This window comes from Streptomyces resistomycificus (assembly GCF_001514265.1).
Lineage (GTDB): Bacteria > Actinomycetota > Actinomycetes > Streptomycetales > Streptomycetaceae > Streptomyces > Streptomyces resistomycificus.
The window spans coordinates 131,685-154,893 of sequence record NZ_KQ949003.1; the positions used below are offsets into that span (position 1 = coordinate 131,685).

Sequence of the window (23,209 nt, forward strand, 5' to 3'; positions counted from 1 at the left end):
CGCCCTCCCGCTGGCCGTCGGCGGGGTCCGCCAGGACACTGGTCGGGTGCGCACTGTCACCGCGACGGCCGCCGCCGTCACCGCAGCCCTGGCCGCCTCGGCCGCCGGGATCGCCGCAGGCCGGCTCGCCAGCGACGCCGCGCTCAAGGCGCCCGCGGGCCGCCCGCTGCCCACCGAACCCCGGCTCACCGTGCACGCGACGGCGGCCGGCCAGGTCGCGCTCACCCGCCATCTGGCCGCCCTGCGCCCCGGCACCTACGGCCTCGGCGGCGACGACTCGCACGCGGTCGTCGGCCCCGTCCTGGGCGCCGAGCCCCACTCCGCCGACACCGTCGTACGCCGCCTGGAGCGCGTCACACGCGGCAGCCTGAAGACCGGCGACAAGGTCTGGCTCATGCCGAACCTGCACGTCGGCGACCCGGCCACCGCCCTCGGCCTGGAGCACGCCGACGTCGACGTCCCGGGTGAACTCGGCGCCCTGCCCGCCTGGTTCGTGCCCGGCGTACGCGGCACCTGGGTGATCGCGGTGCACGGCCTCGGCGCCACCCGCGAACACCCCATGAACGTCATGGAGTTCCTGTCCCGGCACCGTTTCCCGGTGCTCGCCCTCGCCTACCGCGGCGACCGCGGCGCCCCCCGTCCGCCGGACGGCCTGAACCATCTCGGCGAGACCGAGTGGCGCGACCTGGACGCGGCGATCCGCTACGCCGTCGACCACGGCGCCCGGCAGATCGTCCTGCACGGCTGGTCCACCGGCGCCACGATGGCGCTGCGCGCCGCCACCAACTCCGGGCTGCGCGAACGGATCGCGGGCCTCGTGCTGGACTCCCCGGTGCTCAGCTGGCAGGCGACTCTTCGCGCCCTCGCGGCCGCCCGCCGCACCCCCGGCCCGCTCCTGCCGCTCGCGGTCCGCGCCGCGCAGGGCCGCGCCGGCCTGCACGGCGACCGCCTCGACGCCGCCGCGGCGCCCGAGAGCCTCGACCTGCCGCCGACCCTGGTCTTCCACGGCCCGGACGACACCGTGGCCCCTTGGAGCCACTCCCGCCGTCTCGCCGCCGCCCGCCCCGACCGCGTCGCCCTCCACACGGTCCGCCACGCGCCGCACGCGGCCATGTGGAACGCCGACCCGGAGGCCTACGAAGAGGTCCTGCGCCGCTTCCTGACCCCGCTGATGTGAACTCCCTCCCTGGGCGCCCCCTGCGCGCCCCCAGCGCACCTCCCGCCGCCGGACCCTGACGGTGCGCCGACCGCGACGCGGGCGCACACCCCACAGCCCCGCGCGCCGAACCCGCCCGCGCCGGCCGTTCGACCCGCCGCGCCACACCGCGCCCGCACACCCCCGCGCACCCTCGTCCGCTCCCGGTCCCACTGCTTCCGTTTAACGCCGTACCACTGGCCTGATCCATGCCTCGGGCCGCTCGCGAGGGCCCGGCGTCGGGCTGCTCGGTCGCCCGCCGGGGCATTCCGTTTGGGTTTTCGGACCGTCAACCGGAAGACTGCACCCGTGACGTCCCGTATCCCGCGCGACTCCAGGCTTCGACTCGTCCGCCCGCGACCCCTGGCCGCCGCCCCCAGAGCTGTGAACCAGCGGCGCCCGCGCCGCGCCGCACCCCGTCCCCCGGAGGGCACACCGGCCCGCGCGGAGCTGGCCAGAATGGCGCGCTCGGGCCTTGCGCCCGCGGCCCGCGTCGCCCACTGGGCCGACGCCGCGCTGCGCCCCGGCCGGGACGGCGCCGGCCCCGACGGCAAGGGCACCCTCTCGGACGAGACCGCCGAACGGGCCGCCGCCGACCTGGGCCTGACCGCGGCTCAGGTGCGCGCCGACTGGGACACCGCCCGTCTCGCCGGCCTCATCGAGGTGCACGGCGACAGCGCCCGCTCCGGCTGGCGGCTGCGCGCCTGGGACCGCGACGACAGCGCTGTGCTGCGTGGCTGGGTGGCCCTCTTCGACGCCTGGTCGCTCGCCTGCCCGGAACCCGCCGGCCACGAGGCCGCCGCGGTCGCCGAGGTCGTCTCCGCGATGCCCCAGGTGCTCTCCTTCCTCCACCTCTCCGCCGGCCCGGTACCCGTGGAGCAGCTCCTCGATCTCCTTCAGCAGCGGGTCATCGAGCTGCGCACCGAGCGCTGCGAGATCCCCTACGGCCCACAGCCGGAACCGGTGCCCGCGCAGCCGGCCCAGCCGGAGCCCGCCGACGCCCCGCTCTCCCCCCTCCTCGACTGGGCCCTGCGCGCCCTCGCCTCCGTCGGCGCCCTCACCAACGGCGAAGGCCACGCCACGCTCACCCCGCTCGGCAACTGGGCGGTCTGGGTCAAGCTGGAGCAGATCTGCGTCGCCGCGCAGAGTCCCGCAGGGAACATCGAGCAGGCCGCCGAGGACATGCTGCGCGGCTGCGCCCAACTGCGCCCGAACGCGGCCCGCGCCGAGTACCGGGCCTGGCTCGCCGCCCGCCCCGTCGGCAGCGCCGTCACCGAACTGCTCGGCGCCGCCCGGGGTGAGGACGCCCTGCTGCGCGGCCTCGCCTTCGAGGCGCTGCGCGTGGTCGGTGCCCCCGCCGAGCCGGACGTCCGTTCCGTGGCCGAGGAGCCGGCCCTGCGGCCGTACGCCCTGCTGTGGCTGGCCGAGCACGACGGCATCGACCCGGAGGACGCCCACGAGGTCCTCACCCGGCAGGAGGCGACCTGGCTGTGGGTCGACACCGCCGCCGCGGTCGCCGACCACGGCGAGGCCCCGATGCTCGTACGCCACCTGGAGTCCGCGGTGCAGCCGACCGTGCCCATGCTCCTGGACGAGGTGCGGGCCGTCGGTCACCCGCGCACCGTGCAGGTCCTGGTGGCGCTCGCCGCCGCCCACCCCGACCCGGCGCTGGCCAAGGCCGTGCGCCGTGCCGCCTTCCAGGTGCACACCGGGGGAAGCTGACCGGCCGGACGGTTCTCCTAGGCCTGGATCTCGGGGGTGTAGGTGCCGAAGCTCCAGATGTTGCCCTCGGCGTCCCGGGCCATGTAGTCCCGTGAGCCGTAGTCCTGGTCCGTCGGGGGCATCAGGATCTCGGCGCCGTGCTCCACGGCGCGCTGGTGGTGTGCGTCGACGTCGTCCACCACGATGTACACCCCGCTCGCGCCCGCGTCCTTCATCGCCTTGTCGAAGACGCTGCCGGTGCCCTTGGAGCCCAGCATCACCGCGCCGTTGCCCTGCACCAGCTCGGCGTGCACCACCGAGCCGTCCTCGCCCTCGTACACCGACAGCTCGGTGAACCCGAAGGCCTCCGTGAGCTGCTTGATCGCCGCCTTCGCGTCCGCGTAGACCAGCGTCGGGAAGATGCTCGGGCGCCCGTCGGCCGTACCTGCCATGCCGATCACTCCCTTGTGAATGGCTGCCGGAAATCCAGTGATTTCCACCTGTTGCTCAGTCTCGCACCCGCCACTGACAACGCCCGCCGACCGCGGGTCCGGAGCCCTCGCCGCAACCGAACACCTGAACGCAGAAAAAGTGGTTGCACGGTCCCGTTAGACTGGCCTCATGGCCATTCTCCTCGCGCATTAGACGGCGGGAACGTCATCAGCCGCCCACCCGCCACCCCAATCCGCCCTGGAGTCTGTCCGTGATCTCCGCCTCCGGTATCGAGCTGCGCGCCGGTGCACGCGTCCTCATCGAGTCCGCCACCTTCCGTGTCGCCAAGGGCGACCGCATCGGCCTGGTCGGCCGCAACGGCGCCGGCAAGACCACTCTCACCAAGTGCCTGGCCGGCGAGGGCATCCCCGCCGCCGGCACCATCACCCGCTCAGGCGAGGTCGGCTACCTCCCGCAGGACCCCCGCACCGGCGACCTGGACGTGCTGGCCCGCGACCGCATCCTCTCCGCCCGCGGCCTCGACGTACTGATCCGCAAGATGCGGGACAACGAACAGCGCATCGCCAACGGCCAGGGTTCCACCCGTGAGAAGGCGCTGAGGCAGTACGAGCGCCAGGAGACGGAGTTCCTCACCAAGGGCGGGTACGCCGCCGAGGCCGAGGCCGCCACCATCGCCGCCGCGCTCAACCTGCCCGACCGGGTGCTCGGCCAGCCCCTGCACACGCTCTCCGGCGGTCAGCGCCGCCGTATCGAGCTGGCCCGCATCCTGTTCTCCGACGCGGACACGCTGCTCCTCGACGAGCCGACGAACCACCTTGACGCCGACTCGATCATCTGGCTGCGCGACTACCTCAAGACCTACCGCGGCGGCTTCATCGTGATCTCCCACGACGTCGACCTGGTCGAGACGGTCGTGAACAAGGTCTTCTATCTGGACGCCAACCGCTCCCAGATCGACGTCTACAACATGGGCTGGAAGCTCTACCAGCAGCAGCGCGAGGCCGACGAGAAGCGCCGCAAGCGCGAGCGGCAGAACGCCGAGAAGAAGGCCGCCGCGCTGCACTCGCAGGCGGACAAGATGCGGGCCAAGGCCACCAAGACCGTCGCCGCGCAGAACATGGCGAAGCGGGCCGACCGGCTGCTGGCAGGCCTGGAAGCGGTCCGGGCCTCCGACAAGGTCGCCAAGCTCCGCTTCCCGGACCCGGCGCCCTGCGGCAAGACCCCGCTCACCGCCGAGGGCCTGTCGAAGTCGTACGGCTCGCTGGAGATCTTCACCGACGTCGACCTGGCCATCGACAAGGGCTCCAGGGTCGTCATCCTCGGCCTCAACGGCGCCGGCAAGACCACCCTGCTGCGTCTGCTGGCGGGCGCCGAGCAGCCCGACACCGGGGCGGTCGTCCCCGGCCACGGCCTCAAGGTCGGCTACTACGCCCAGGAGCACGAGACCCTGGACGCCGACCGCAGCGTCCTGGAGAACATGCGCTCCGCCGCCCCCGACATGGACCTCGTCGAGGTCCGCAAGGTGCTGGGCTCCTTCCTGTTCTCCGGCGACGACGTCGACAAGCCCGCCCGTGTCCTGTCCGGCGGCGAGAAGACCCGCCTGGCGCTCGCGACCCTGGTGGTCTCGTCGGCGAACGTGCTGCTCCTGGACGAGCCGACCAACAACCTCGACCCGGCCAGCCGCGAGGAGATCCTCGGCGCACTGCGCACCTACAAGGGCGCGGTCGTCCTCGTCACCCACGACGAGGGCGCCGTCGAGGCGCTCCAGCCGGAGCGGATCATCCTGCTGCCCGACGGCGTCGAGGACCTCTGGGGCTCCGACTACGCGGACCTCGTCGCCCTCGCCTGAGCACCGGCAAAGGCCGGGAACGCTTGATCGAAGGCGTGATCCACTGCGTCTGGATCATTCGGCCCATCGGTGATCCATCATCTGTGTGAGATCTCCTCGTACCGAGGTGTGTCCTACATCGATTTCACGGCCGAGCCCTTTATCGACAAGGGCTCGGCCGTCGTACGTCTCTGACCTGGAACTTCACGGAAGAACCCGTTCGGCGGTACGAACAGGTCTGGGTGGAATCACAGATTCCGCTTGTGGGGACGTGCTCCTGTCGTCAAAACCGTCTCTCACGGACCTTGCCGAATGGGTGGCCAGGACGGCCCGGAGGGGTGATCATGAGAAGACCAGAGCGCACTTCCCATGAGGAGGCACGGGTGGCCGAGACTCTGAAGAAGGGCAGCCGGGTAACCGGCGCCGCGCGCGACAAGCTCGCGGCAGACCTGAAGAAGAAGTACGACTCCGGTGCGAGCATTCGAGCGCTGGCCGAGGAAACCGGCCGTTCGTATGGCTTCGTACACCGGATGCTCAGCGAGTCGGGTGTCACGCTCCGTGGGCGTGGCGGCGCGACGCGGGGCAAGAAGGCCGCCTCGTCCTGACCCGGGCGGGCCATCGGCTTCGACGGTGGCCACCCGGTCGGTCGACTGATCGACCGGGTGGTTACTGTGCAGTCACTTAGCATCGTTTCGCTCTGCTGACCGCACTCATCGGAGGCGCCCCATGGCTTCGCCCGACCAGGAACTCGCTCCCCTGCTCGACAAGGACGGAGTACGGCTCACCGTCGACAACGCGCTCGCCGCGGTGACGCTGACCAACCCGGCCAAGCGCAACGCCCAGAGCCCCGCTCTGTGGCGGGCGTTGGGCGAGGCCGGAAGGCTGCTGCCGGGCTCCGTCCGAGTGGTCGTGCTGCGCGGTGAGGGCAAGTCCTTCTCCGCCGGGCTCGACCGGCAGATGTTCACCCCCGAGGGGATCGAGGGCGAGCCGTCCTTCATCGATCTCGCACGCAGTGGCGACGCCGAACTCGACGCCGCCATCGCCGAGTTCCAGGAGGGCTTCACCTGGTGGCGGCGTAACGACATCGTGTCCATCGCCGCCGTCCAGGGCCACGCCATCGGCGCGGGCTTCCAGCTCGCGCTCGCCTGTGACCTGCGCGTCGTCGCCGACGACGTGCAGTTCGCCATGCGCGAGACCAGCCTCGGTCTGGTGCCGGACCTGACCGGTACCCATCCGCTGGTGGGGCTCGTCGGCTATGCCCGGGCGCTGGAGATCTGCGCCACCGGGCGGTTCGTGCACGCCGAGGAGGCCGTGAACACGGGCCTGGCGAACGTCGCGGTCCCGCTCGACCAGCTCGACAACGCCGTCCGGGACCTGGCGGGCGCCCTGCTCGCCGCGCCCCGGGACGCGGTCATCGAGACCAAGGCGCTGCTGCGCGGCGCCCAGGACCGGGACTACGAGGCTCAGCGCGCCGCCGAACGAGCCGCGCAGACGCGTCGGCTCCGGGATCTCGCCGGCGCCGGCGAATGAAGTCCCGCCCTGCCGTTCAGTCGACGGCGGTCACCAGCACCGCCACCGTCGGCTGATCCGGCAGGGCCCGCTCCACCTCGGCACGGACCTCCCGGGCCACGTCCAGCGCCCGCCGGTCCGTGCCCACCGCCAGCTCGATCCGCACATGGCGGCGCGGCAGCGTGCTCTCACCCTGCCGTTCCTCGATGTGCACCGGCAGGCCCAGCAGGCCCGTCAGCCGCGTCACGCCGGTGACGGCCAGCGCGGCGGCACCCGCACGCCCCTCGTCACCGCCGCCCGCCTCGGCCGAACGCGCCGCACCGGGCGCGGCGGAGGGCTCCGGCGGCCGTACGGGCGAAGCCTGCGGCGGTGCCTCCGGCGCAGGCTCCTCGGTGCCGTCCAGCAGGGCCGTCACCCGCAGATCCACCTCCGCCACCACCAGCCCGAGGCGTTCCGTCGCGATCGCCGTCAGCGCCGCACGCAGCCGGTCCGCGGTGGTCGGCAGCGGCTGCTCCGGGGTGGCCTCGAACTCCGCCGTCACCCGCAGCGGACCCGGCCACAGCGCGCTGGGCGGCGGCGGTACGGCGGGTTCCCGCGCGTTGGCCGGGTCGGCCGGCCCGATCCTGAGCGGGCCCAGCCGTACGCCGGGCAGTCCCTCCGTCGCGTGCCGCAGCACCGCCCGAGTCGCCTCCTCGGAGATCCACGCGCCGTCGCGCGGGCCGCCCAGGGCCAGAAGTCTGCCGAGCCCGAGCCGCTGCCGTACCGCCTGTGCCAACCGGTCCGCCGTCATTACCCCAGCCTGCCGCATCCCCGGCGCGCGATCGTGTAACCCGGCTTACCGTGGTCGAAGGAGGACGACCGGAAGGGACGTACGGCGATGAGCGACATGACGGAGCAGAACCGGCCGCCAAGCCCCGAGAACGTCAAGCGTGGCGGCGGTGACCCGGCCACCCGGGGGCGGACCACCATCGCCGACGGAGTCGTGGAGAAGATCGCCGGGATGGCCGCGCGCGACGTCGTCGGCGTGCACGCCATGGGCAGTGGTCTCAGCCGCACCTTCGGAGCCGTGCGGGACCGGGTCCCCGGCGGATCCAAGACCGTGACGCGGGGGGTCAAGGTCGAGGTCGGCGAGGTGCAGACCGCGCTCGACCTGGAGATCGTCGTCGAGTACGGCGTGGCGATCGCCGACGTGGCGCAGGCCGTGCGGGAGAACGTCATCGCGGCGGTGGAACGGATGACCGGACTCGAGGTCGTCGAGGTCAACATCGCCGTGAGCGACGTGAAGCTGCCCGACGAAGAGGACGAGGAGCCGGAGTCCCGGCTCCAGTGACGCTCCGACAGACCGACAACCGATCGGAGGCACCATGAGCAAGGCCGTGATCGGCATGATCGCCGGCATGGCGCTGGGCTTCGCCGGGTACTTCGGCGGGTTCGGTGCCTTCCTGCTGGTGGCGGCCCTGGGCGCCGTCGGTTGGGTCGTCGGCCGGTTCCTGGAGGGGGACTTGGAGCTCGGCGACTTCTTCCGCACGCGTGACGACCGGCGGCGGTGACGTACGTGAGCGGCGGGGGAGCCGAGCTTCGCAGTGCTCCGGCCGCCGTCCCGCCCGGTGAGCGCGGGGCGACCCGGATCGCCGACCGGGTCGTCGCGAAGATCGCCGGCCAGGCGGCGCGGGAGGCGCTGGGCGAACTGTCCGAGGACGCCTCACCCCCGTACGCCTCCGTGGTGGTCCGCCACACGGCCGCCCGGGTCCGGGTGCACCTGGAACTCGACTATCCCTGCGACATCGGCGCGCGTTGCGGCCGGGTGCGTCGTCATGTGGTCGAGCGGGTAGGCGCGTTGGTGGGCATGGAGGTGCCGGAGGTCGCCGTCCAGGTGGAACGGCTGCACTCGGAGACGGCACACGGCGCGCAGCAGGGGAGGACGCGATGAGCGAGCCCCAGGGCTCCGAGGGCACCACACAGCGACTGCCGGTCCTCGAGAAGGCGGCGGACACAGGCGGGGCGTACGAGGCTCCACCTGTCCCGGACGACGACGCGGGCCCGCCCGGGACAAGCGGCCGCTTCTGGTCGGCCCGCCGGGTACCCGCCGGCATCGTGGCGCTCGTCCTCCTCGTCGTCGCGGGTGCCTTCCTCTACGACGTCGCGGCCGTGCGGGCCGACCGGGACGCCCTGCCGTGGCGCAGGGACCTGGCCCGGCAACTCGCCGAACGGCCCCTGGACGACACCTGGGTGCTCGTCGGCGCGGGCGTCACCGCCGTCCTCGGTCTCTGGCTGATCGTGCTGGCGGCCACGCCCGGTCTGCGGGCGGTGCTGCCGATGCGCCGCCCCCACGCCGACGTACGCGCCGGACTGCACCGGGAGGCGGCCGCCCTGGTGCTGCGCGACCGGGCCATGGAGGTCCCCGGCGTGCAGTCGGTCCGGGTGCGGATGCGCCGGTCCGGCGCCGACGTCCGGGCGGTCTCCCACTTCCGCGAACCGGACGACGTACGCGCCGACCTGGACACCACCCTCGCCGAGGCGGTCAGGGGGCTGGGTCTGGCCCGGCCACCCGCGCTCTCGGTGCGTGTGGGCCGGCCCGGACGGAAGGGGTGAGGGCGATGCTCAGGACCGTCAACCGGGTTCTGCTCTGGGCCGTCGGCCTCGTCCTGTTCGTCGTCGGCGGCTCCGTGCTCGCCGTGGGCCTGGGCGCCCCGGCCCCTTCGTGGTGGATCCACGACAGCCGTCACGACGTGCTGCTGAGCGAGGCCGAGCGCACCCGGTGGCGCGCCGACGGCTGGTGGTGGCCGACCGTGCTCGCCGTGCTCGCCGTCCTGGTCCTGCTCGCCCTGTGGTGGCTGACCGCGGTCCTGCGCAGGCGCCGTCTCAACGAGGTGCTGGTCGACACCGGTGACGGTGAGGGCGCGCTGCTGCGGGGCCGGGCGCTGGAGGGCGTACTGGCGGGCCAGGCGGGCGAGCTGGACGGTGTGTCGCACGCCCAGGTGCTGCTGACGGGCCGTCCCTCGGCCCCGGAGACCCGCGTCCGCCTCCGACTCGAACCGCAGGTCGACCCCGCGACGGCCCTGAGCGACCTCACGGACGTGGCCCTGACGCGTGCCCGTGACTCGGCGGGCCTCGCCTCCTTCCCGGCCGAGGTCAGGCTGACCGCGGTCAAGCACAGCGCGGAACGGGTCAGTTGAGACGGGTCAGTTGAGACGCACCTGGAAGGGGTGCCCTCCAGGTGCGCCCTTCCAGGACGCCCCCGTCGACGTCAGAACCCGTGCCGCATCCCGCCGTCGACCGGCAGCATGATCCCCGTCAGATAGGAAGCGGCCGGCGACAGCAGGAACGCGGCCGCCCGCCCGAACTCCTCCGGCCTCCCGTACCGTCGCAACGGAATCCGCGACTCGTTCGCCGCCCGAGTGGCCTCGGGGTCCGCGGACATGCCGTCCAGCTCGCGCACACGGTCGGTGTCGATCCGGGCCGGCAGCACCCCCACGACCCGGATGCCGCGCGGCCCCAGCTCGTCGGCCAGCGACTTCGCGAACCCGGCGAGTCCGGGCCGCAGCCCGTTCGAGATCGTCAGCCCCGGGATCGGCTCGTGCACCGACCCCGACAGCACGAACCCGATGACACCCCCGGCCTCCAGCTCGTCCGCGGCCGCCCGCGCGAGCCGCACCGCGCCGAGGAACACCGATTCGAACGCCGACTGCCACTGCTCGTCGGTGTTGTCGGCGACGAACCCCGGCGCCGGCCCGCCGACACTGACGAGGATGCCGTCGAAGCCGCCGAAGTGCTCGCGCGCGGCGGCGATCAGCCGTGCGGACACCTCCGGATCGGCGTTGTCCGCGGCCACCCCGACCGCGTTCGGGCCCAGGGCGGACGCCGCGTCGGCGACGCTCTTCTCGTCCCTGCCCGTCACGACCACCTTCGCGCCGTCGGCGACCAGCTCGCGCGCGACGGCGTTGCCGAGGCCGCGGGTGGCCCCGGTGACGACGTATACCCGGTCCTTCAGTCCAAGATCCATGGCCCCTATCCTGCCCGCTCGTCCCCGAACAGGGCGAGCGCGGTGTTCACCAGGCCGATGTGACTGAACGCCTGCGGGAAGTTGCCGAGCTGGACACCGGCCACGGGGTCGTACTCCTCGGCCAGCAGCCCGACGTCGTTGGCCAGACCCACCAGCCGTTCGAACAGCTCCCGTGCCTCCTTCGCACGGCCCGTCATGTGCAGCGCGTCCGCGAGCCAGAAGGAGCACGCGAGGAAGACGCCCTCGCCGCCCGGCAGTCCGTCGACGGGTGACTCCTCGGCGCCGTAGCGGCGTACGAAGCCGTCATGGCCCAGTTCGTCGCGGACCGCGTCGATGGTGCCGATCACCCGCGGGTCGTCGGGGGGCAGGAAGCCGACGCGGGGGATGAGCAGCAGCGCGGCGTCGAGTTCCCGTGAGCCGTAGTACTGCGTGAAGGTGTTCCGTTCGGCGTCGAAGCCCTTCTCGCACACCTCGCGGTGCACCTCGTCGCGCAGGACGCGCCAGCCCTCCAGGTCGCCGCTCAGCTCCGGGAAGTGTTCCAGGGCGCGGACCGCGCGGTCCGCGGCCACCCACACCATCACCTTCGAGTGCACGAAGGGTCGGCGGCCGCCGCGCACCTCCCACAGCCCCTCGTCCGGCTCGCGCCACGTCGACGTGAGGAAGTCCAGCAGGGTGCTCTGCATCGACCACATGTGCGGCTTGGCGGGCAGCCCCGCGCGGCGGGCCAGCGCCAGCGAGTCCATGACCTCGCCGTACACGTCCAGCTGGAGCTGGTTCACGGCCCCGTTGCCGATCCGTACGGGCGCGGAGCCGCCGAAACCCGACAGCCACGGCAGTTCGAACTCGGGCAGTCGCCGCTCGCCGGCCAGGCCGTACATGATCTGCAGGTCGGCGGGGTCGCCGGCGACCGCGCGCACCAGCCAGTTCCGCCAGGCCTCGGCCTCCTCCAGGTAGCCGCACGACAGCAGGGCGCCCAGGGTGAGGGTGGAGTCGCGCAGCCAGCAGTATCGGTAGTCCCAGTTGCGCACGCCGCCGATCTCCTCGGGCAGCGAGGTCGTCGCGGCGGCCACGATGCCACCGGTCGGCGCGTACGTGAGGGCCTTCAGGGTGATCAGGGAACGGACCACGGCGTCCCGGTGCGGACCGTCGTAGCGGCAGCGGGACGCCCACGCCTGCCAGTCCGCGACGCTGGCCTCCAGCGCCTCGTACGGGTCCACCAGCGGTGGCCGCGGCTCGTGCGAGGGGTGCCAGGTCAGCACGAACGCCACCTTCTCGCCCGGCTCGACGGTGAACTCCGAGTGCGTGCCGAAGTCCTCACCCCAGGTGCGCACCGGCGGCTCGCTGCGCAGCCACGTCGAGTCGGGCCCCGCGACGGCGACCCGGTGACCGTCGGAGCGGCGCATCCACGGCACGACCGAGCCGTAGTCGAAGCGCAGTCTGAGCGTGCTGTGCACGGTGACCCGGCCGCTCAGCCCCTCCACGATGCGTACGAGGTCGGGGGCTCTGTCGCGCTGCGGCATCAGGTCGGTGACCCGGACGCTGCCGTCGTCGGTCTCCCACTCGGTGTCCAGGACCAGGGTGCCGGGGCGGTAGGCGCGCCTCTTGCACCGGTCCGCGCCCTGCGGAGCGATCCGCCAGTGGCCGTTGTCCTCGTTGCCCAGGAGTCTGGCGAAACAGGCCGCCGAGTCGAAGCGGGGCAGGCAGAGCCAGTCGACGGAGCCGTCCATGCCGATCAGCGCGGCGGTCTGTTCGTCGCCGATGAGGGCGTAGTCCTCGATACGGGGGTGCACGCAGTGCGGGTTCCCGGCGACCCGGTGTGGCAATCCGGGGCGGGGCCGGGTGGGTGACGCGAAGTGGAGTCGGGCGGTCGACAAGGGCGGGAAGGGGCGATTGGTGCGGGTGGGGACGGGCGGTGCCTAGACCGGCGCCGGTTCCGTCTCCTCCGACGCCTGCTCGTCCTCCTTCTCCCGCCGGTCGCGCAGCTCCCGGCGGACCAGGATCACCCAGCCGACCGGGACGCCGGCGGCGAACAGCCACCACTGGAACGCGTACGCGTAGTTCAGCGCCGCGTCCTCGTCGCCGGGCCGGCCCACCAGCTCCGGGGTGTCGCCCTTCGGCTCGGGCGCCGTCTGCGCGATGTAGCCGCCGAGCACCGGGACTCCGAGACGGCGTGCCTCCTGCTCGCTGTTGATCAGCATGACCTGGCGGTCCGGGAGCCCCTTGAGGTTCTTGATGCCGCTCGCCGCGGTCGTCTCGTCCGGCATCAACCGGCCCGTGACGGTGGTCTCGCCGGCGGCCGGCGCGGGGATCTTCGGGAACGCGGTCTGGCTCGGGCCGTCGGCGGGGATCCAGCCCCGGTTGACCAGCAGCACCTTGCCGTCGTCCAGCACGAACGGGGTCAGGACGTGGAAGCCGACCGTCTCGTCGGCGTTGACCCGGCGCCGGACCACGACCTCCTCGTCGGTGTCGAAGTGGCCCTTGGCCGTCACGCTGCGGTACCGCTCGTTCCTGGTGACGGTGTGCCCGGGGGAGGTCAGCCGCTCCACGGGCACCGGCTCGGCGGAGAGCGCGGTGGACACCAGCTGGTTGCGGGCGGTGCGCTCGTCGTAGCGGTGCATCTGCCAGATGCCCAGCCTGATCATCGTGGGGATGAGGAGGAAGGCGACCAGCGTGAGGATCACCCACTGCCGGGACAACAGGAAGCGGTACACCCCACGACCGTACAACCCGGTCGTGGGGCGCATGGAGGTGGGGGCCGCCCGGGAGGGCGGGGCGAACCGCTTCAGACCTTGTCGACGATGCCCGCCTTCCCCTCCGCCCGGGCGCAGTGGGCGCCGCAGAACCAGTGGCCCTCGACCTCCACGCCCTGGCCGATGATCTGCACCCGGCAGTGCTCGCAGATCGGGGCCATGCGGTGGATCGCGCAGGAGAAGCAGTCGAAGACGTGCACCGCGCCCTGGGCGTGCACCTCGAAGGTCATTCCGTAGTGATTGCCGCAAACTTCGCAAGTCGCCATGCGCCACAGGGTGGGCGCTCGGCGCGGCCCGGGCGAGCGGGCGCCGGGCGAGTCGCCCGGCAATCACCCGTCCGTACGGTCACCGGCCGGCAGAGGGCGGTCGCCGGCAGCGGGTCCCGTACGGTCACCCCTCCGACGCCGGTTCGACGTCCCCGAGCAGTTGCCCGAACGCCGCCTCGTCCACCACCGGCGTGCCGAACTGGCGGGCCTTGACCACCTTCGACGTTCCCGAGTCCGGGTCGTTGGTGACGAGCAGGCTGGTCAGCCGGGACAGGCTCGTGGCGACATGCAGCCCCGCCTCGGTCGCACGGTCCTCCAGCAGGTCGCGCTCGATGGAGGTGTCACCCGAGAAGGCCACCCGCATGCCCTGCCTGAGCCTCTTGCCCTCTTCGTACCGGCCCGGGTTGGGATAGGGGCATGCGGGCCTTTTGCGGGCGGGGCGCCAACTGGTCTGCCGATAACCGCCGTAGCCCGCGGGCTGCCGGGGCACGGACCGGTCCGTCCACTCGGTCAGCGGCCGGCACTCGTGCAGCGGCAGCCGCACCTCGCCCGCCGCCGCGGCCCTCAGGCTCGGCCGGAACGCCTCCGCGAGGACCCGCGCGTCGTCGAGGGCATGGTGCGCACGCTGCTGTACGACGCCGAAGTGCGCGGCCAGGGTCTCCAGCTTGTGGTTGGGCAGCGGCAGCCCCAGCTCCTTGGAGAGCGCGATGGTGCACAGCCGCTGCCGCACCGGCGCCTCGCGCCGCGCACGCGCGTACTCCCGCGCGATCATCTGCCAGTCGAAGACCGCGTTGTGCGCGACGAGCACCCGGCCGTCCAGGCGGGCCGAGAACTCCTCGGCGATCTCCGGGAAGAGGGGCGCGCCCTCCAGCACGTCGCTCGTCAGACCGTGGATCCACACCGGGCCCGGGTCGCGCTGAGGGTTGACCAGTGTGTACCAGTGGTCCTCGACCTCACCGCGGGCGTCCACCCGGTAGACGGCCGCCGAGATGATCCGGTCCTCGCGAGCCAGGCCGGTGGTCTCCACGTCAACGACCGCGTATCCCTTCGGATACGCGGCCGGCCACGCGGTGGGGGAGGACGCTGCCCTCATACGGTCTTCGAGCATGGTCCCTGAGGATACGGGCCACGACTGACAGCCCCGTCCCGTACCCGTCCGTCAGCCGCCCTGCGGGGTGCGCCTGTTCGAGCACCGGTGGGTGTGTGCGGGCGCCGCCGCCCGTCCGCGTGCACCGAAGTTGCGGCCCGCTCAGGACGGTTCGGACCCGGACGCGGCCCCGCCTGCCGGGGCGCGTTCCGCGCGGAGCGTCGTGCGGAGCCCGTGACACCCGGGGTGCCATCCTCCGACTGTGACCCAACCCACGCATGACGAGGCCCACGGCGCGACGCTCGGATCGCGCCTCAACTGGCTGCGAGCGGCCGTCCTGGGTGCGAACGACGGCATCGTCTCCACCGCGGGTCTCGTCGTCGGCGTGGCCGGCGCCACGGACGACCGCTCGGCCCTGCTGACCGCCGGGCTGGCCGGGCTGCTCGCCGGGTCCATGTCCATGGCGGCGGGGGAGTACGTGTCCGTGTCGACGCAGCGGGACTCCGAGAAGGCGGCCCTCGCCGTGGAGAAACGGGAGTTGCGCGAGCAGCCGGAGGCCGAACTGGAGGAGCTGACCGAGCTGCTGGAGGGGCGGGGCCTGAGCCGCGAGGTGGCCCGGGAGGCAGCGGTCCAGCTGACGGAACGCGACGCGTTGAGGGCGCACGCGCGCGTGGAGCTCGGTATCGACCCCGACGACCTGACGAATCCCTGGCACGCGGCCGGGGCGAGCTTCCTCGCCTTCACGGCGGGGGCGCTGCTGCCGCTGCTGGCGATGGTGCTGCCGACGGCGCAGTGGCGGCTCGGGGTGACGGTGGGGTCGGTGCTGGTCGCGTTGGCCGTCACGGGGTGGAGCAGCGCGCGGCTGGGGGCCGCCGAGCCGGTGCGGGCCGTGCTGCGGAACGTGGGTGGCGGGGCGCTGGCCATGGGGGTCACGTACGCGGTGGGGGCGGTGCTGGGGGCGGCGGGGGTCTGAGTCAGGAGGGGAGGAGCTTGAGCCGCTCCGGGGGCAGGAGGTCGGCTCCGCGCAGGTCGGTGCCGGGGCTGATGTGGATCGTGAGGTGCTCCTGGCCGGCGAGGGGGGTGAGGTCGATCGTCCCGGAGCAGCGGCTCAGGGAGAGTCTGCGGAGTTCCGGCAGGTCCTTCAGCGCGTCGAGCTGAGCGGTGAGTTCGCATGCGTACAGGGAGAGTTCGGCCAGCTGCCGGTGGCGGGCCAGGGTGCGCGGGTCCAGCCGGTCGTCGTTCAGGATCTGCAGCATGCCGATGTCCGGAACCTCCTCCAGTCGGGCCAGCTGCTCGGACTGCGCTGCTCCGGAGACGGTCAGCCAGTCGAGCCGGGGCCACCGGCCGAGCCCGTCCAGCCGGATGTGCGCGGCCCTCGGCGACAGGCCCAGACCGGTGAGCGCGCGGTCCGTCGGGATGTCGGCCACGGACCGGATTCCCCGCGGCCCGTAGTCCAGGGAGAGCATCCTGAGGTTCGTGAGCCGGCCGATCGGGGCCAGCGACAGCCCGGACGAGAGGTGGTGGAGGTGGAGCCGCTCGATGGGCAGGCCCGCCAGCGACGACAGATCACGCACCCGGGGACAGCCGTCGAGGCCGAGCAGTTCGAGGCGGGCCATCCGGGACAGGGGTGACAGGTCCTCCAGGGCGTCGTCGTCGTTGAAGAACAGCCGCCTCACCCGATCGCTCCGGACGATGGCTTCGGGGACGCCGAGGTTCCCCTTGAGATGGAACCTCTCGATGTGCGGGAGCCGGTCCAGAGCCCGCACCTGAGCGGGTGAGACGACGTGCAGGAAGGACTCGGCGAGCGACGCCCCGGCCAGCACCGCGTCCGCGTACTCCTGCGCGTCGAAGAACCGCCAGCCGAAGGAGAGCTGGTAGGTCACCCGGAACCTGGTGTCCTCCCGGAACCGCGCGATGACCGCGAGGGCGGCCGGTCCGCCCACCAGCGCCGCGGTCCGCACCACCGCCCCCGCGGTCTCCGCGTCCAATCCCTCCGGCCCCGGCAGCAGCTCCAGCACCAGCTCGCCCACCTTCGCGAGCTCCGCCGCCTCCTCCGGTGTGCGCGGCGGCATCAACTCCGCCGCGCGCGCCTCCACTTCCCGCCGCACCACGGGGTCCAGCTCGGGCGCGTGCTCCAGGCTCGCCGCCGCGAGCAGCACCAGCCGGTGCCGGTGGCGCCGCACCTTGTCCGCCCGCCGCAGCAACTGCCGCAGCAGGCGCCCCCGCTCGTCCACGCGTGCGTGCCCCACCGCCATGCGGACCACGTCGTCCCACTGGTCGTCGTGCGCGTTGCGGACCAGCACGCCGAAATCGCGCGCCTCGACGGCGGCCTTCGCGCCGAGGTGGTCCTGGAAGGTGCGGTGGACGAAGTCCACGTAACCGGGCACCGGTTCGCGGAGCAGTCCGCTGCGGATCAGCAGGTGGGCGAAGACCTGCTCGGCGTCGCCCTGCCGACGCACCTGCGGCATCACGGTCAGCCACTCGTCCAGCATCGCGGCGACCTCGTCCCGGGCGGCCTCCACCTGGCCGTTGCGGATCATCCAGTACGCCAGTCGCTGGAGCAGGGCCGTCTGCTCCTCGCGGGAGAGGACGGCGCCCTCGACCGAGGAGATCTCCCGCTCGGTGTCCCGCCGGACCAGCAGCATGTCCAGCGCCGCGTCGTACAACTCCTTGCGGGCGCGCGGCAGATGCATGTGCCGGTCGCGGTGCAGGGCGCACAGCAGCGCGCACATCAGCGGGTTGGTGGCGAGCCGGCCCAGGTCGCGGCGGGTGGTCACGGCCTGGCTGAGGCTCGCCTCGTAGCGGTCGAGCAGCTCCCGTTCGCCGTCCGGGGCGCACTCCTGGCGGGCCGCGTCGTGCCAGTGCCGGACGAACGCGCGGATGTCCTCGCGTTCCATCGGCAGCAGGGTGTGCGCGGTGAAGCCCTGGGATGCCAGCCAGTCCTCCGGGACCGCGGACGGGCGGGTCGTGACCACGTACCTGGCCTGCGGGAACGCGGTGAGGAGCGACCTCAGCCACTGCTCCGTACGGGCGCGCAGCCGCGGTGGTACCTCGTCGACCCCGTCCACCAGGACCAAGGCCCGGCCCGCGGCGAGGAGTTCCTCGGCCCAGCCCTGCGGCGCGCGCAGCGGTACGCCCGAGGCGGACAGGAAGTCCTCCGGCAGGGGGAGACCGTCCGGCGTGTTGAAGGACCGCAGTCGCAGCACGAACGGCACGCAGGTGTTCCAGTGCGCGAGCTCGGGGCCGAAGGTCTGCCGGGCCGCGTTCAGGGCCAGCCACTGCATCAGCGTCGACTTGCCCGATCCCGCCGGCCCGCGCAGCAGCAGCCTCCGGCGGTCCGACAACGCCTGCTCCACCTTCACCGGCGTCGGCGACCCGTCCGGCACCCCGGGCCCCTCACCGTGTGGTGTGAACCGGGTCTCCCCGCTCACCGCCAGGCTCAGGTACGCCGTGTCGAGCGGCCACTCTGCCCGGCGCCGGCCGCCGAGCGTGACGCCGAACAGCTCCAGCCGGGAGTGTGTCCGGGCCACGAAGCCGGCGTACCGCTGCTCGAAGGCGAGCCCCTCCGGGGACCGGGCGGGCCCCGGGACCCCCGAGGACAGCGCGGCCTCCCGCTCCCGCAGCAGCGCCCCGGTCCGCCGTGTCTGCTCCACCGCCGCCCGGGCCGCGAAGGCCGGGTGTGCGGTGAGCTGCTCGACCGCGTGCGCACAGCACAGCCGCAGCAGCTCCTCGTACAGGCTCTGGGAGCGGTCGGCCAGGTCGTGAACCGGGCGCCGCAGCGCGTCCGCCAGCCGTCCGGGGTCCAGGTCCGCCGCGAACAGCCGGTCCGGGGTCAGTTCACCCGCCGCCGCGAACGTGTCCTGGACCGCCGTCACCGCCGCCAGCCGCTCGTGCTCCGGAAGCGACGCGTAGCCGGCGGCGAGCCGCCCGCCCAGCACCCGCGCCAGCTTCTGCGGATCCGCCGGCTTCGGCAGCGGCCGTACCGGATCCGCCACCAGGCCCGCCCCCGGACTCGGCCTGAGCATCGACTTCGCGACCGCCGACACCACCGTCGACGCCAGTCGCACCACCACGACCTCGAGCCCCTGCATCCCCGGCCTCCCCGTTCGCCGCCCACGGCATCGTAGGCGCGGCGGTCCGTCACTTGGCGGAGATCGCCAACAAGCAAGCGCGTACCGTCGGTAATACTTGTGGGTAACAACGTCTAGCCGCAGCCGACCAGCGGTTCTACGGTGCCCACATGCCGAACCTGCCCGATGTCGTGCTGTGGTCCATACCCGCATTCGTGCTGCTCACCGTGGTCGAGATGATCAGCGTCCGCCTCCATCCCGACGAGGACGCGGCCGGTTACGAGGCCAAGGACGCGGCCACGAGCGTCGGGATGGGGCTCGGGAGCCTGGCCTTCGACTTCCTCTGGAAGATCCCGATCGTCGCCCTGTACACGGCCCTGTACGAACTGACCCCGCTACGGGTGCCGGTGCTGTGGTGGACCGTCCCGCTGATGCTGCTCGGGCAGGACTTCTTCTACTACTGGTCCCACCGCGGCCACCACGTCATCCGCATCCTGTGGGCCTGCCACGTCGTCCACCACTCCAGCCGGAAGTTCAACCTCACCACCGCGCTGCGCCAGCCCTGGACCTCGCTGACCGTCTGGCCGTTCTACGTCCCGCTCGTGGCCGCCGGCGTGCACCCGGCCGCCCTCGCGTTCTGCTCCTCCGCGAACCTCGTCTACCAGTTCTGGATCCACACCGAGCGCATCGACAGGATGCCGCGCTGGTTCGAGTACGTCTTCAACACGCCGTCACACCACCGCGTCCACCATGCCTCTCAGGGCGGTTATCTGGACCGCAACTTCGGCGGCATCCTGATCGTCTGGGACCGGCTCTTCGGATCATTCGTCGCCGAGACCGTGCGGCCCGTCTACGGGTTGACCAAGAACATCAACACGTTCAACCCGATCAAGGTGGCCACTCATGAGTACGTCGCGATCGTCAAGGACGTGAAGGCGGCGGCCGGTTGGCGCGAGCGCATGGGGCGCGTGTTCCGGGGGCCGGGCTGGTCCCCGGCACCCGCCCCCGCGCCGGAGGCGGCCGAGGAGACCGTGGTCGCGTGATCGCCCGCCGTGTGGTCCTGGGCGCCTTCGGCCTGGCCGTCCTCCTCGACCTCGTCTCCCTCGCGGCCGGCCACGACGCCGGCCACACCGTCGCCAAGCCCCTGCTGATGCCGCTGCTGGCCGCGTGGGCGGCCCTGTCCGGCGCACCCCGGCTCCTCCTCGCCGCCCTGCTGTGCGGCTGGGGCGGCGACATCCTGCTGCTGTCCGACGCCGAGCCGGCCTTCCTCGCCGGCATGGCCTCCTTCGCGGCCGGCCACATCTGCTATCTCGTCCTGTTCACGAGGTACGGCTCCAAGGGGTACGGCTCCAAGCGGTACGGCTCCAGGACGTACGGCGGGGCACGCGCGCGTGGCCGCCTTCTCGTCCCCCTCTACGCCACCGCCCTCGTCGCCACCGTCCTCCTGCTCTGGCCCGATCTGCCCGCCGACCTGCGCGTCCCCGTGGCCGGCTACAGCCTCCTGCTCACGGCCATGGCGTACACGGCGGCCGCCCGGCTCGGACTTCTCGCCGGCCTCGGCGGCGCGCTCTTCCTGCTCTCCGACACCCTGATCGCGACCGGCGTCGCCGACTGGCCCCAGCCGCCGCGGCCCGATCTGTGGATCATGCTCACCTACATCGCCGCGCAGTTCCTGCTGGCCAAGGGCGCACTCGGCGCCCTGAGAACGCGCCCGGCCCCGGCCGCGTCGCACGCTGAAGTGCCCTCGACCATCCCCTGAGCGCACCCACGGCGCCGCGCGAGACGCATCACCGCCCGGCGGCCCCGCACACCGACGACGGGGCCCGCCAGGGCCCGTCACCAGCGGATCGGCACCGGCACCGCCGTCAACAGCCCCGACACCGCGACCACCACGCCCAGCGCGACCACCTCGGCGCGCGCGGGCGAGCAGGCGGTCAGCGGGTCGGCGGCCCGGCCGAGCCGGACCCGCGCCCACAGGGCGAGCGAGGCGACGGCGGCCACCAGGAGCACCTTGGCCAGCAGCACGCGCCCGTACGCCGTGGTCGTCAGCTGCTCCAGGAGCGTGTCCGACGGCATCCGGCGCAGCGAACTCCACACCCCGGTCGCCGTGATGGCCGCGAGCAAGGCCGCGGCCACGCGCGCGTAGAGCCCGAGCAGCGCCGCGCCCGCCGCCGAGGGACCCCAACGCCGCAGCGTCCGCAGGGCGTACAGCAGGCCCCCCGTCCACAGTGCCGCGCACGTCAGATGCACCAGCGTCAGCCCGGAACCCACCAGCGGGCTCTGCTCGGTCGGCGGATGCGCGCGCAGGGCCTCCGCCACGACCACCGAGGCCAGCGGCCACACCTGCGTCGCCGGCCGCGCCGACAGGGCGCACAGCCCCGCCGCGAGGAAGGCGTTGACCTCCACCAGCGCGAGCCTTCCGTCCCGGGACTCGTAGAGGCCGCCGACATCGATCTCGGCCAGACTCCCCGGCACCAGGTTCCCGGTCGCCACGATCGACGCGAGCCCCAGCGCGGCGACGAAACCCGCCGCGGCCGCGCTCGGCGCCCAGCTGCGAGGCAGCACCTGGGGGGCGCCGGGCACGGAGCGTCTCAGCCGGCGCACGAACAGCTCGCCCACCGGCACGCACAGCGCCGCGAAGAGCACGGCACGCAGCAGCGCGACACCGCCGACGCCGGGCGCGGCGGCCTCCCCGGTGCCGTGCAGCGCGGCGGAGGGTCCGAGCAGCGGTATCAGCGCGGCCAACGTCACCAGGACCAGGACCGTGACGGCCCGACCGACCCCGGGACGCCGTGCGCGCCCGCTCGCGTCGGACACCCCTGGGGTGGGTCGTATCAAGGTCACCTCGAGATCTTCACCAGCTGTCACAGAACCGGGCAAGTCCAGGTAAACAACTGGGGGCACGGCATTCCGCCCATCGGTACGTCCGTGGCCCGACCGTGACTCAGCCCCAGCGCGCCGCGTCCGCTCCCCAGGGCCCCGGCGACCGCGCCCAGTCCGCCGGGCCGCCCTCGAAGGAGACGGGCGAGCGGGCGTACCGCAGCCGGCCGAGCCCGCTGTCCGTCTCCGCCAGCCAGGAGCCGGGCCCGCCGTACGAGGCCCCCTCGACCTCATGCGGCGCGGGACCGGCGCCGCTCACACCGTCCCCGCCCGTCAGCCACCGAGCCGTCCGCGCCAGCGCCAGCCGCACCACCCGGGCGCCGCCCTCGTACGACTGCTCGGTCAGCGCCCGCAGCACGGCGGCCGCCAGCAGGTATCCCGTCCCGTGGTCCAGGGCCTGCGCCGGCAGCGCCCCAGGCTCCCGCACCGACCCCTCGGTCGTGGCGACGCCCGTGGCGACCTGGACCAGGCTGTCGAAGCCCCGCCGCCCGCTCCACGGCCCGTACGCGCCCCACGCGGACAACTGCGCCACGACCACCCCGGGCCGCCGCTCGGCCAGTGCCCGCGGGGACAGCCCGAACCGGTCCAGCGCGCCCGGCCGGTACCCCGTGACGACGACGTCCGCGGCCGCGAGCAGTTCCTCGAAGGTGCCCCGGTCGGCCGCGAGGTCGAGGGTCGTCGACCGTTTCCCGAAGCCCGTGTCGGCGTGCGCGTCGGCGGGCTCGGGCAAGTGCGGTGCGTCCACACGCAGCACGTCCGCGCCCAGCAGGGCGAGCGTGCGGGTGGCGACCGGGCCGGCGATGACCCGGGTGAGGTCCAGAACACGCAGTCCGGCGGCGGGCAGGGCGGGAGTGCCGTCGATCGGGGCGAGGATACGAGCGGGTGCCGAGTCCAGCCGTTCGCGTTCGACCAGCGGCCGTGCGGCCACCGCCGCGCCCTGCTCGTGCGATGTCCACTCCTCGGGTGTGCGCAGCGCCACGGCGAGGCCTCCGGCCGCGTACACGGCCTCCTCGACCTCGAGGGCGCGCCGCCCGGCGAGCGCCGCCTCGACGGCCGCGACGTCCTCGGGCACCTCCAGCGCGCTCAGCAGCCGGGCCCGGTGGTGCGGGTAGTTCGCGTGCGTGCGCACCCATCCGTCCGCCGTCCGCCAGAACCGGGACAGCGGCGCGAAGGTGACCGGTGCCCGCCCGTCGACGAGCAGATGGCGTTCACTGACGAACGCCGTCGCCACGGCCCCGTCGTCCACGCGGACCGCGGGCACGTCCGCGCGCCCGGTCCGGCGTGCCCCCAGCTCGGCGGCGGCCAGCGCGCACGATCCGACACAGGCCCGCGCCAACTCCCGTACGGGAAGGCGCCCCTGAAGAGCGCCCTCCCGCACCACGGTCGACACGCGCGGGAGAAGGGCCGGATCGCCGCCCAGCGCGGACCACGCGTACGCGATGTCAGTCATGACCGCACTATGCAGTA

23 protein-coding genes are annotated in these 23,209 nt (G+C 73.1%); 13 read left to right on the forward strand and 10 right to left on the reverse strand.

The window, feature by feature from the left end; all coding sequences use genetic code 11:
- The first annotated feature begins 46 nt into the window (after positions 1–46).
- Positions 47–1,177, forward strand: coding sequence for an alpha/beta hydrolase (locus tag AQJ84_RS35570; RefSeq protein WP_053191897.1), 1,131 nt, complete (start codon positions 47–49; stop codon positions 1,175–1,177).
- 327 nt (positions 1,178–1,504) lie between these two features.
- Complete coding sequence (locus AQJ84_RS35575) at positions 1,505–2,917, forward strand: hypothetical protein (protein ID WP_198536333.1); 1,413 nt, start codon at positions 1,505–1,507, stop codon at positions 2,915–2,917.
- Between the two features lie 17 nt (positions 2,918–2,934).
- On the opposite strand, the gene AQJ84_RS35580 is transcribed toward AQJ84_RS35575, so the two are convergent.
- Positions 2,935–3,348: a VOC family protein gene (locus AQJ84_RS35580; protein ID WP_030040068.1), complete on the reverse strand. Its 414-nt coding sequence runs from the start codon at positions 3,346–3,348 to the stop codon at positions 2,935–2,937.
- 251 nt (positions 3,349–3,599) lie between these two features.
- Here AQJ84_RS35580 and AQJ84_RS35585 point away from each other — a divergent pair, with 251 nt between their 5' ends.
- The 3 genes from AQJ84_RS35585 to AQJ84_RS35595 all read left to right on the forward strand — a co-directional run bounded on the left by AQJ84_RS35585 (position 3,600) and on the right by AQJ84_RS35595 (position 6,707).
- On the forward strand, positions 3,600–5,198 hold the full coding sequence (locus AQJ84_RS35585) for an ABC-F family ATP-binding cassette domain-containing protein (protein WP_030040069.1): 1,599 nt from the start codon (positions 3,600–3,602) through the stop codon (positions 5,196–5,198).
- A 362-nt stretch (positions 5,199–5,560) separates the two neighbouring features.
- Positions 5,561–5,782: a helix-turn-helix domain-containing protein gene (locus tag AQJ84_RS35590; RefSeq protein ID WP_004002281.1), complete on the forward strand. Its 222-nt coding sequence runs from the start codon at positions 5,561–5,563 to the stop codon at positions 5,780–5,782.
- 121 nt (positions 5,783–5,903) lie between these two features.
- Positions 5,904–6,707 (forward strand): enoyl-CoA hydratase/isomerase family protein, encoded by an 804-nt coding sequence (locus tag AQJ84_RS35595; protein WP_030040070.1) that lies wholly within the window; start codon positions 5,904–5,906, stop codon positions 6,705–6,707.
- 16 nt (positions 6,708–6,723) lie between these two features.
- Here the strand turns inward: AQJ84_RS35595 and AQJ84_RS35600 are convergent, their stop codons facing one another.
- Entirely contained in the window at positions 6,724–7,476 is a 753-nt protein-coding gene (locus tag AQJ84_RS35600; RefSeq protein ID WP_053191900.1) for a hypothetical protein, read from the reverse strand.
- Positions 7,477–7,563: 87 nt separating this feature from the next.
- Here AQJ84_RS35600 and AQJ84_RS35605 point away from each other — a divergent pair, with 87 nt between their 5' ends.
- The 5 genes from AQJ84_RS35605 to amaP are packed head-to-tail and all read left to right on the forward strand — an operon-like array spanning position 7,564 to position 9,862.
- Positions 7,564–8,016, forward strand: coding sequence for an Asp23/Gls24 family envelope stress response protein (locus AQJ84_RS35605; RefSeq protein WP_030040072.1), 453 nt, complete (start codon positions 7,564–7,566; stop codon positions 8,014–8,016).
- A gap of 34 nt (positions 8,017–8,050) precedes the next feature.
- Positions 8,051–8,236, forward strand: coding sequence for a hypothetical protein (locus tag AQJ84_RS35610; protein ID WP_030040073.1), 186 nt, complete (start codon positions 8,051–8,053; stop codon positions 8,234–8,236).
- Complete coding sequence (locus tag AQJ84_RS35615; protein ID WP_030040074.1) at positions 8,233–8,616, forward strand: Asp23/Gls24 family envelope stress response protein; 384 nt, start codon at positions 8,233–8,235, stop codon at positions 8,614–8,616. Before AQJ84_RS35610 ends, AQJ84_RS35615 begins: the two co-directional genes overlap by 4 nt.
- Entirely contained in the window at positions 8,613–9,278 is a 666-nt protein-coding gene (locus tag AQJ84_RS35620) for a DUF6286 domain-containing protein (protein ID WP_030040075.1), read from the forward strand. Before AQJ84_RS35615 ends, AQJ84_RS35620 begins: the two co-directional genes overlap by 4 nt.
- A 5-nt stretch (positions 9,279–9,283) precedes the next feature.
- Positions 9,284–9,862, forward strand: coding sequence for an alkaline shock response membrane anchor protein AmaP (gene amaP / locus AQJ84_RS35625; protein WP_030040076.1), 579 nt, complete (start codon positions 9,284–9,286; stop codon positions 9,860–9,862).
- A 71-nt stretch (positions 9,863–9,933) separates the two neighbouring features.
- Here amaP and AQJ84_RS35630 read toward each other — a convergent pair whose 3' ends face one another.
- The 5 genes from AQJ84_RS35630 to AQJ84_RS35650 all read right to left on the reverse strand — a co-directional run bounded on the left by AQJ84_RS35630 (position 9,934) and on the right by AQJ84_RS35650 (position 14,813).
- On the reverse strand, positions 9,934–10,689 hold the full coding sequence (locus tag AQJ84_RS35630) for an SDR family oxidoreductase (protein WP_030040077.1): 756 nt from the start codon (positions 10,687–10,689) through the stop codon (positions 9,934–9,936).
- Positions 10,690–10,694: 5 nt separating this feature from the next.
- Complete coding sequence (locus AQJ84_RS35635; RefSeq protein ID WP_030040078.1) at positions 10,695–12,479, reverse strand: glycoside hydrolase family 15 protein; 1,785 nt, start codon at positions 12,477–12,479, stop codon at positions 10,695–10,697.
- A 126-nt stretch (positions 12,480–12,605) separates the two neighbouring features.
- Positions 12,606–13,400 (reverse strand): SURF1 family cytochrome oxidase biogenesis protein, encoded by a 795-nt coding sequence (locus AQJ84_RS35640; RefSeq protein ID WP_030040079.1) that lies wholly within the window; start codon positions 13,398–13,400, stop codon positions 12,606–12,608.
- Between the two features lie 71 nt (positions 13,401–13,471).
- Positions 13,472–13,705: a hypothetical protein gene (locus AQJ84_RS35645; protein ID WP_030040080.1), complete on the reverse strand. Its 234-nt coding sequence runs from the start codon at positions 13,703–13,705 to the stop codon at positions 13,472–13,474.
- Between the two features lie 124 nt (positions 13,706–13,829).
- The gene (locus AQJ84_RS35650; protein ID WP_053191902.1) at positions 13,830–14,813 is read right to left on the reverse strand and encodes a DEDDh family exonuclease; all 984 of its coding nucleotides are present in this window, start codon (positions 14,811–14,813) and stop codon (positions 13,830–13,832) included.
- Positions 14,814–15,054: 241 nt separating this feature from the next.
- On the opposite strand from AQJ84_RS35650, the gene AQJ84_RS35655 reads away from it, so the two are divergent.
- On the forward strand, positions 15,055–15,765 hold the full coding sequence (locus AQJ84_RS35655; RefSeq protein WP_030040083.1) for a VIT1/CCC1 transporter family protein: 711 nt from the start codon (positions 15,055–15,057) through the stop codon (positions 15,763–15,765).
- A 1-nt stretch (position 15,766) separates the two neighbouring features.
- On the opposite strand, the gene AQJ84_RS35660 is transcribed toward AQJ84_RS35655, so the two are convergent.
- Positions 15,767–18,883: an NACHT domain-containing protein gene (locus AQJ84_RS35660; protein ID WP_107082879.1), complete on the reverse strand. Its 3,117-nt coding sequence runs from the start codon at positions 18,881–18,883 to the stop codon at positions 15,767–15,769.
- A gap of 149 nt (positions 18,884–19,032) precedes the next feature.
- Between AQJ84_RS35660 and AQJ84_RS35665 the strand changes: the two genes are divergently transcribed.
- Complete coding sequence (locus tag AQJ84_RS35665) at positions 19,033–19,905, forward strand: sterol desaturase family protein (protein ID WP_030040084.1); 873 nt, start codon at positions 19,033–19,035, stop codon at positions 19,903–19,905.
- Positions 19,902–20,621, forward strand: a complete 720-nt coding sequence (locus tag AQJ84_RS35670) for a lysoplasmalogenase (RefSeq protein WP_030040085.1) — start codon at positions 19,902–19,904, stop codon at positions 20,619–20,621. The genes AQJ84_RS35665 and AQJ84_RS35670 overlap by 4 nt, the downstream gene beginning before the upstream one ends.
- Positions 20,622–20,698: 77 nt before the next feature.
- Here AQJ84_RS35670 and AQJ84_RS35675 read toward each other — a convergent pair whose 3' ends face one another.
- Positions 20,699–21,706, reverse strand: a complete 1,008-nt coding sequence (locus AQJ84_RS35675) for a CopD family protein (RefSeq protein WP_030040086.1) — start codon at positions 21,704–21,706, stop codon at positions 20,699–20,701.
- Between the two features lie 100 nt (positions 21,707–21,806).
- Entirely contained in the window at positions 21,807–23,192 is a 1,386-nt protein-coding gene (locus AQJ84_RS35680; protein WP_030040087.1) for a CoA transferase, read from the reverse strand.
- Between the last annotated feature and the right edge of the window lie 17 nt (positions 23,193–23,209).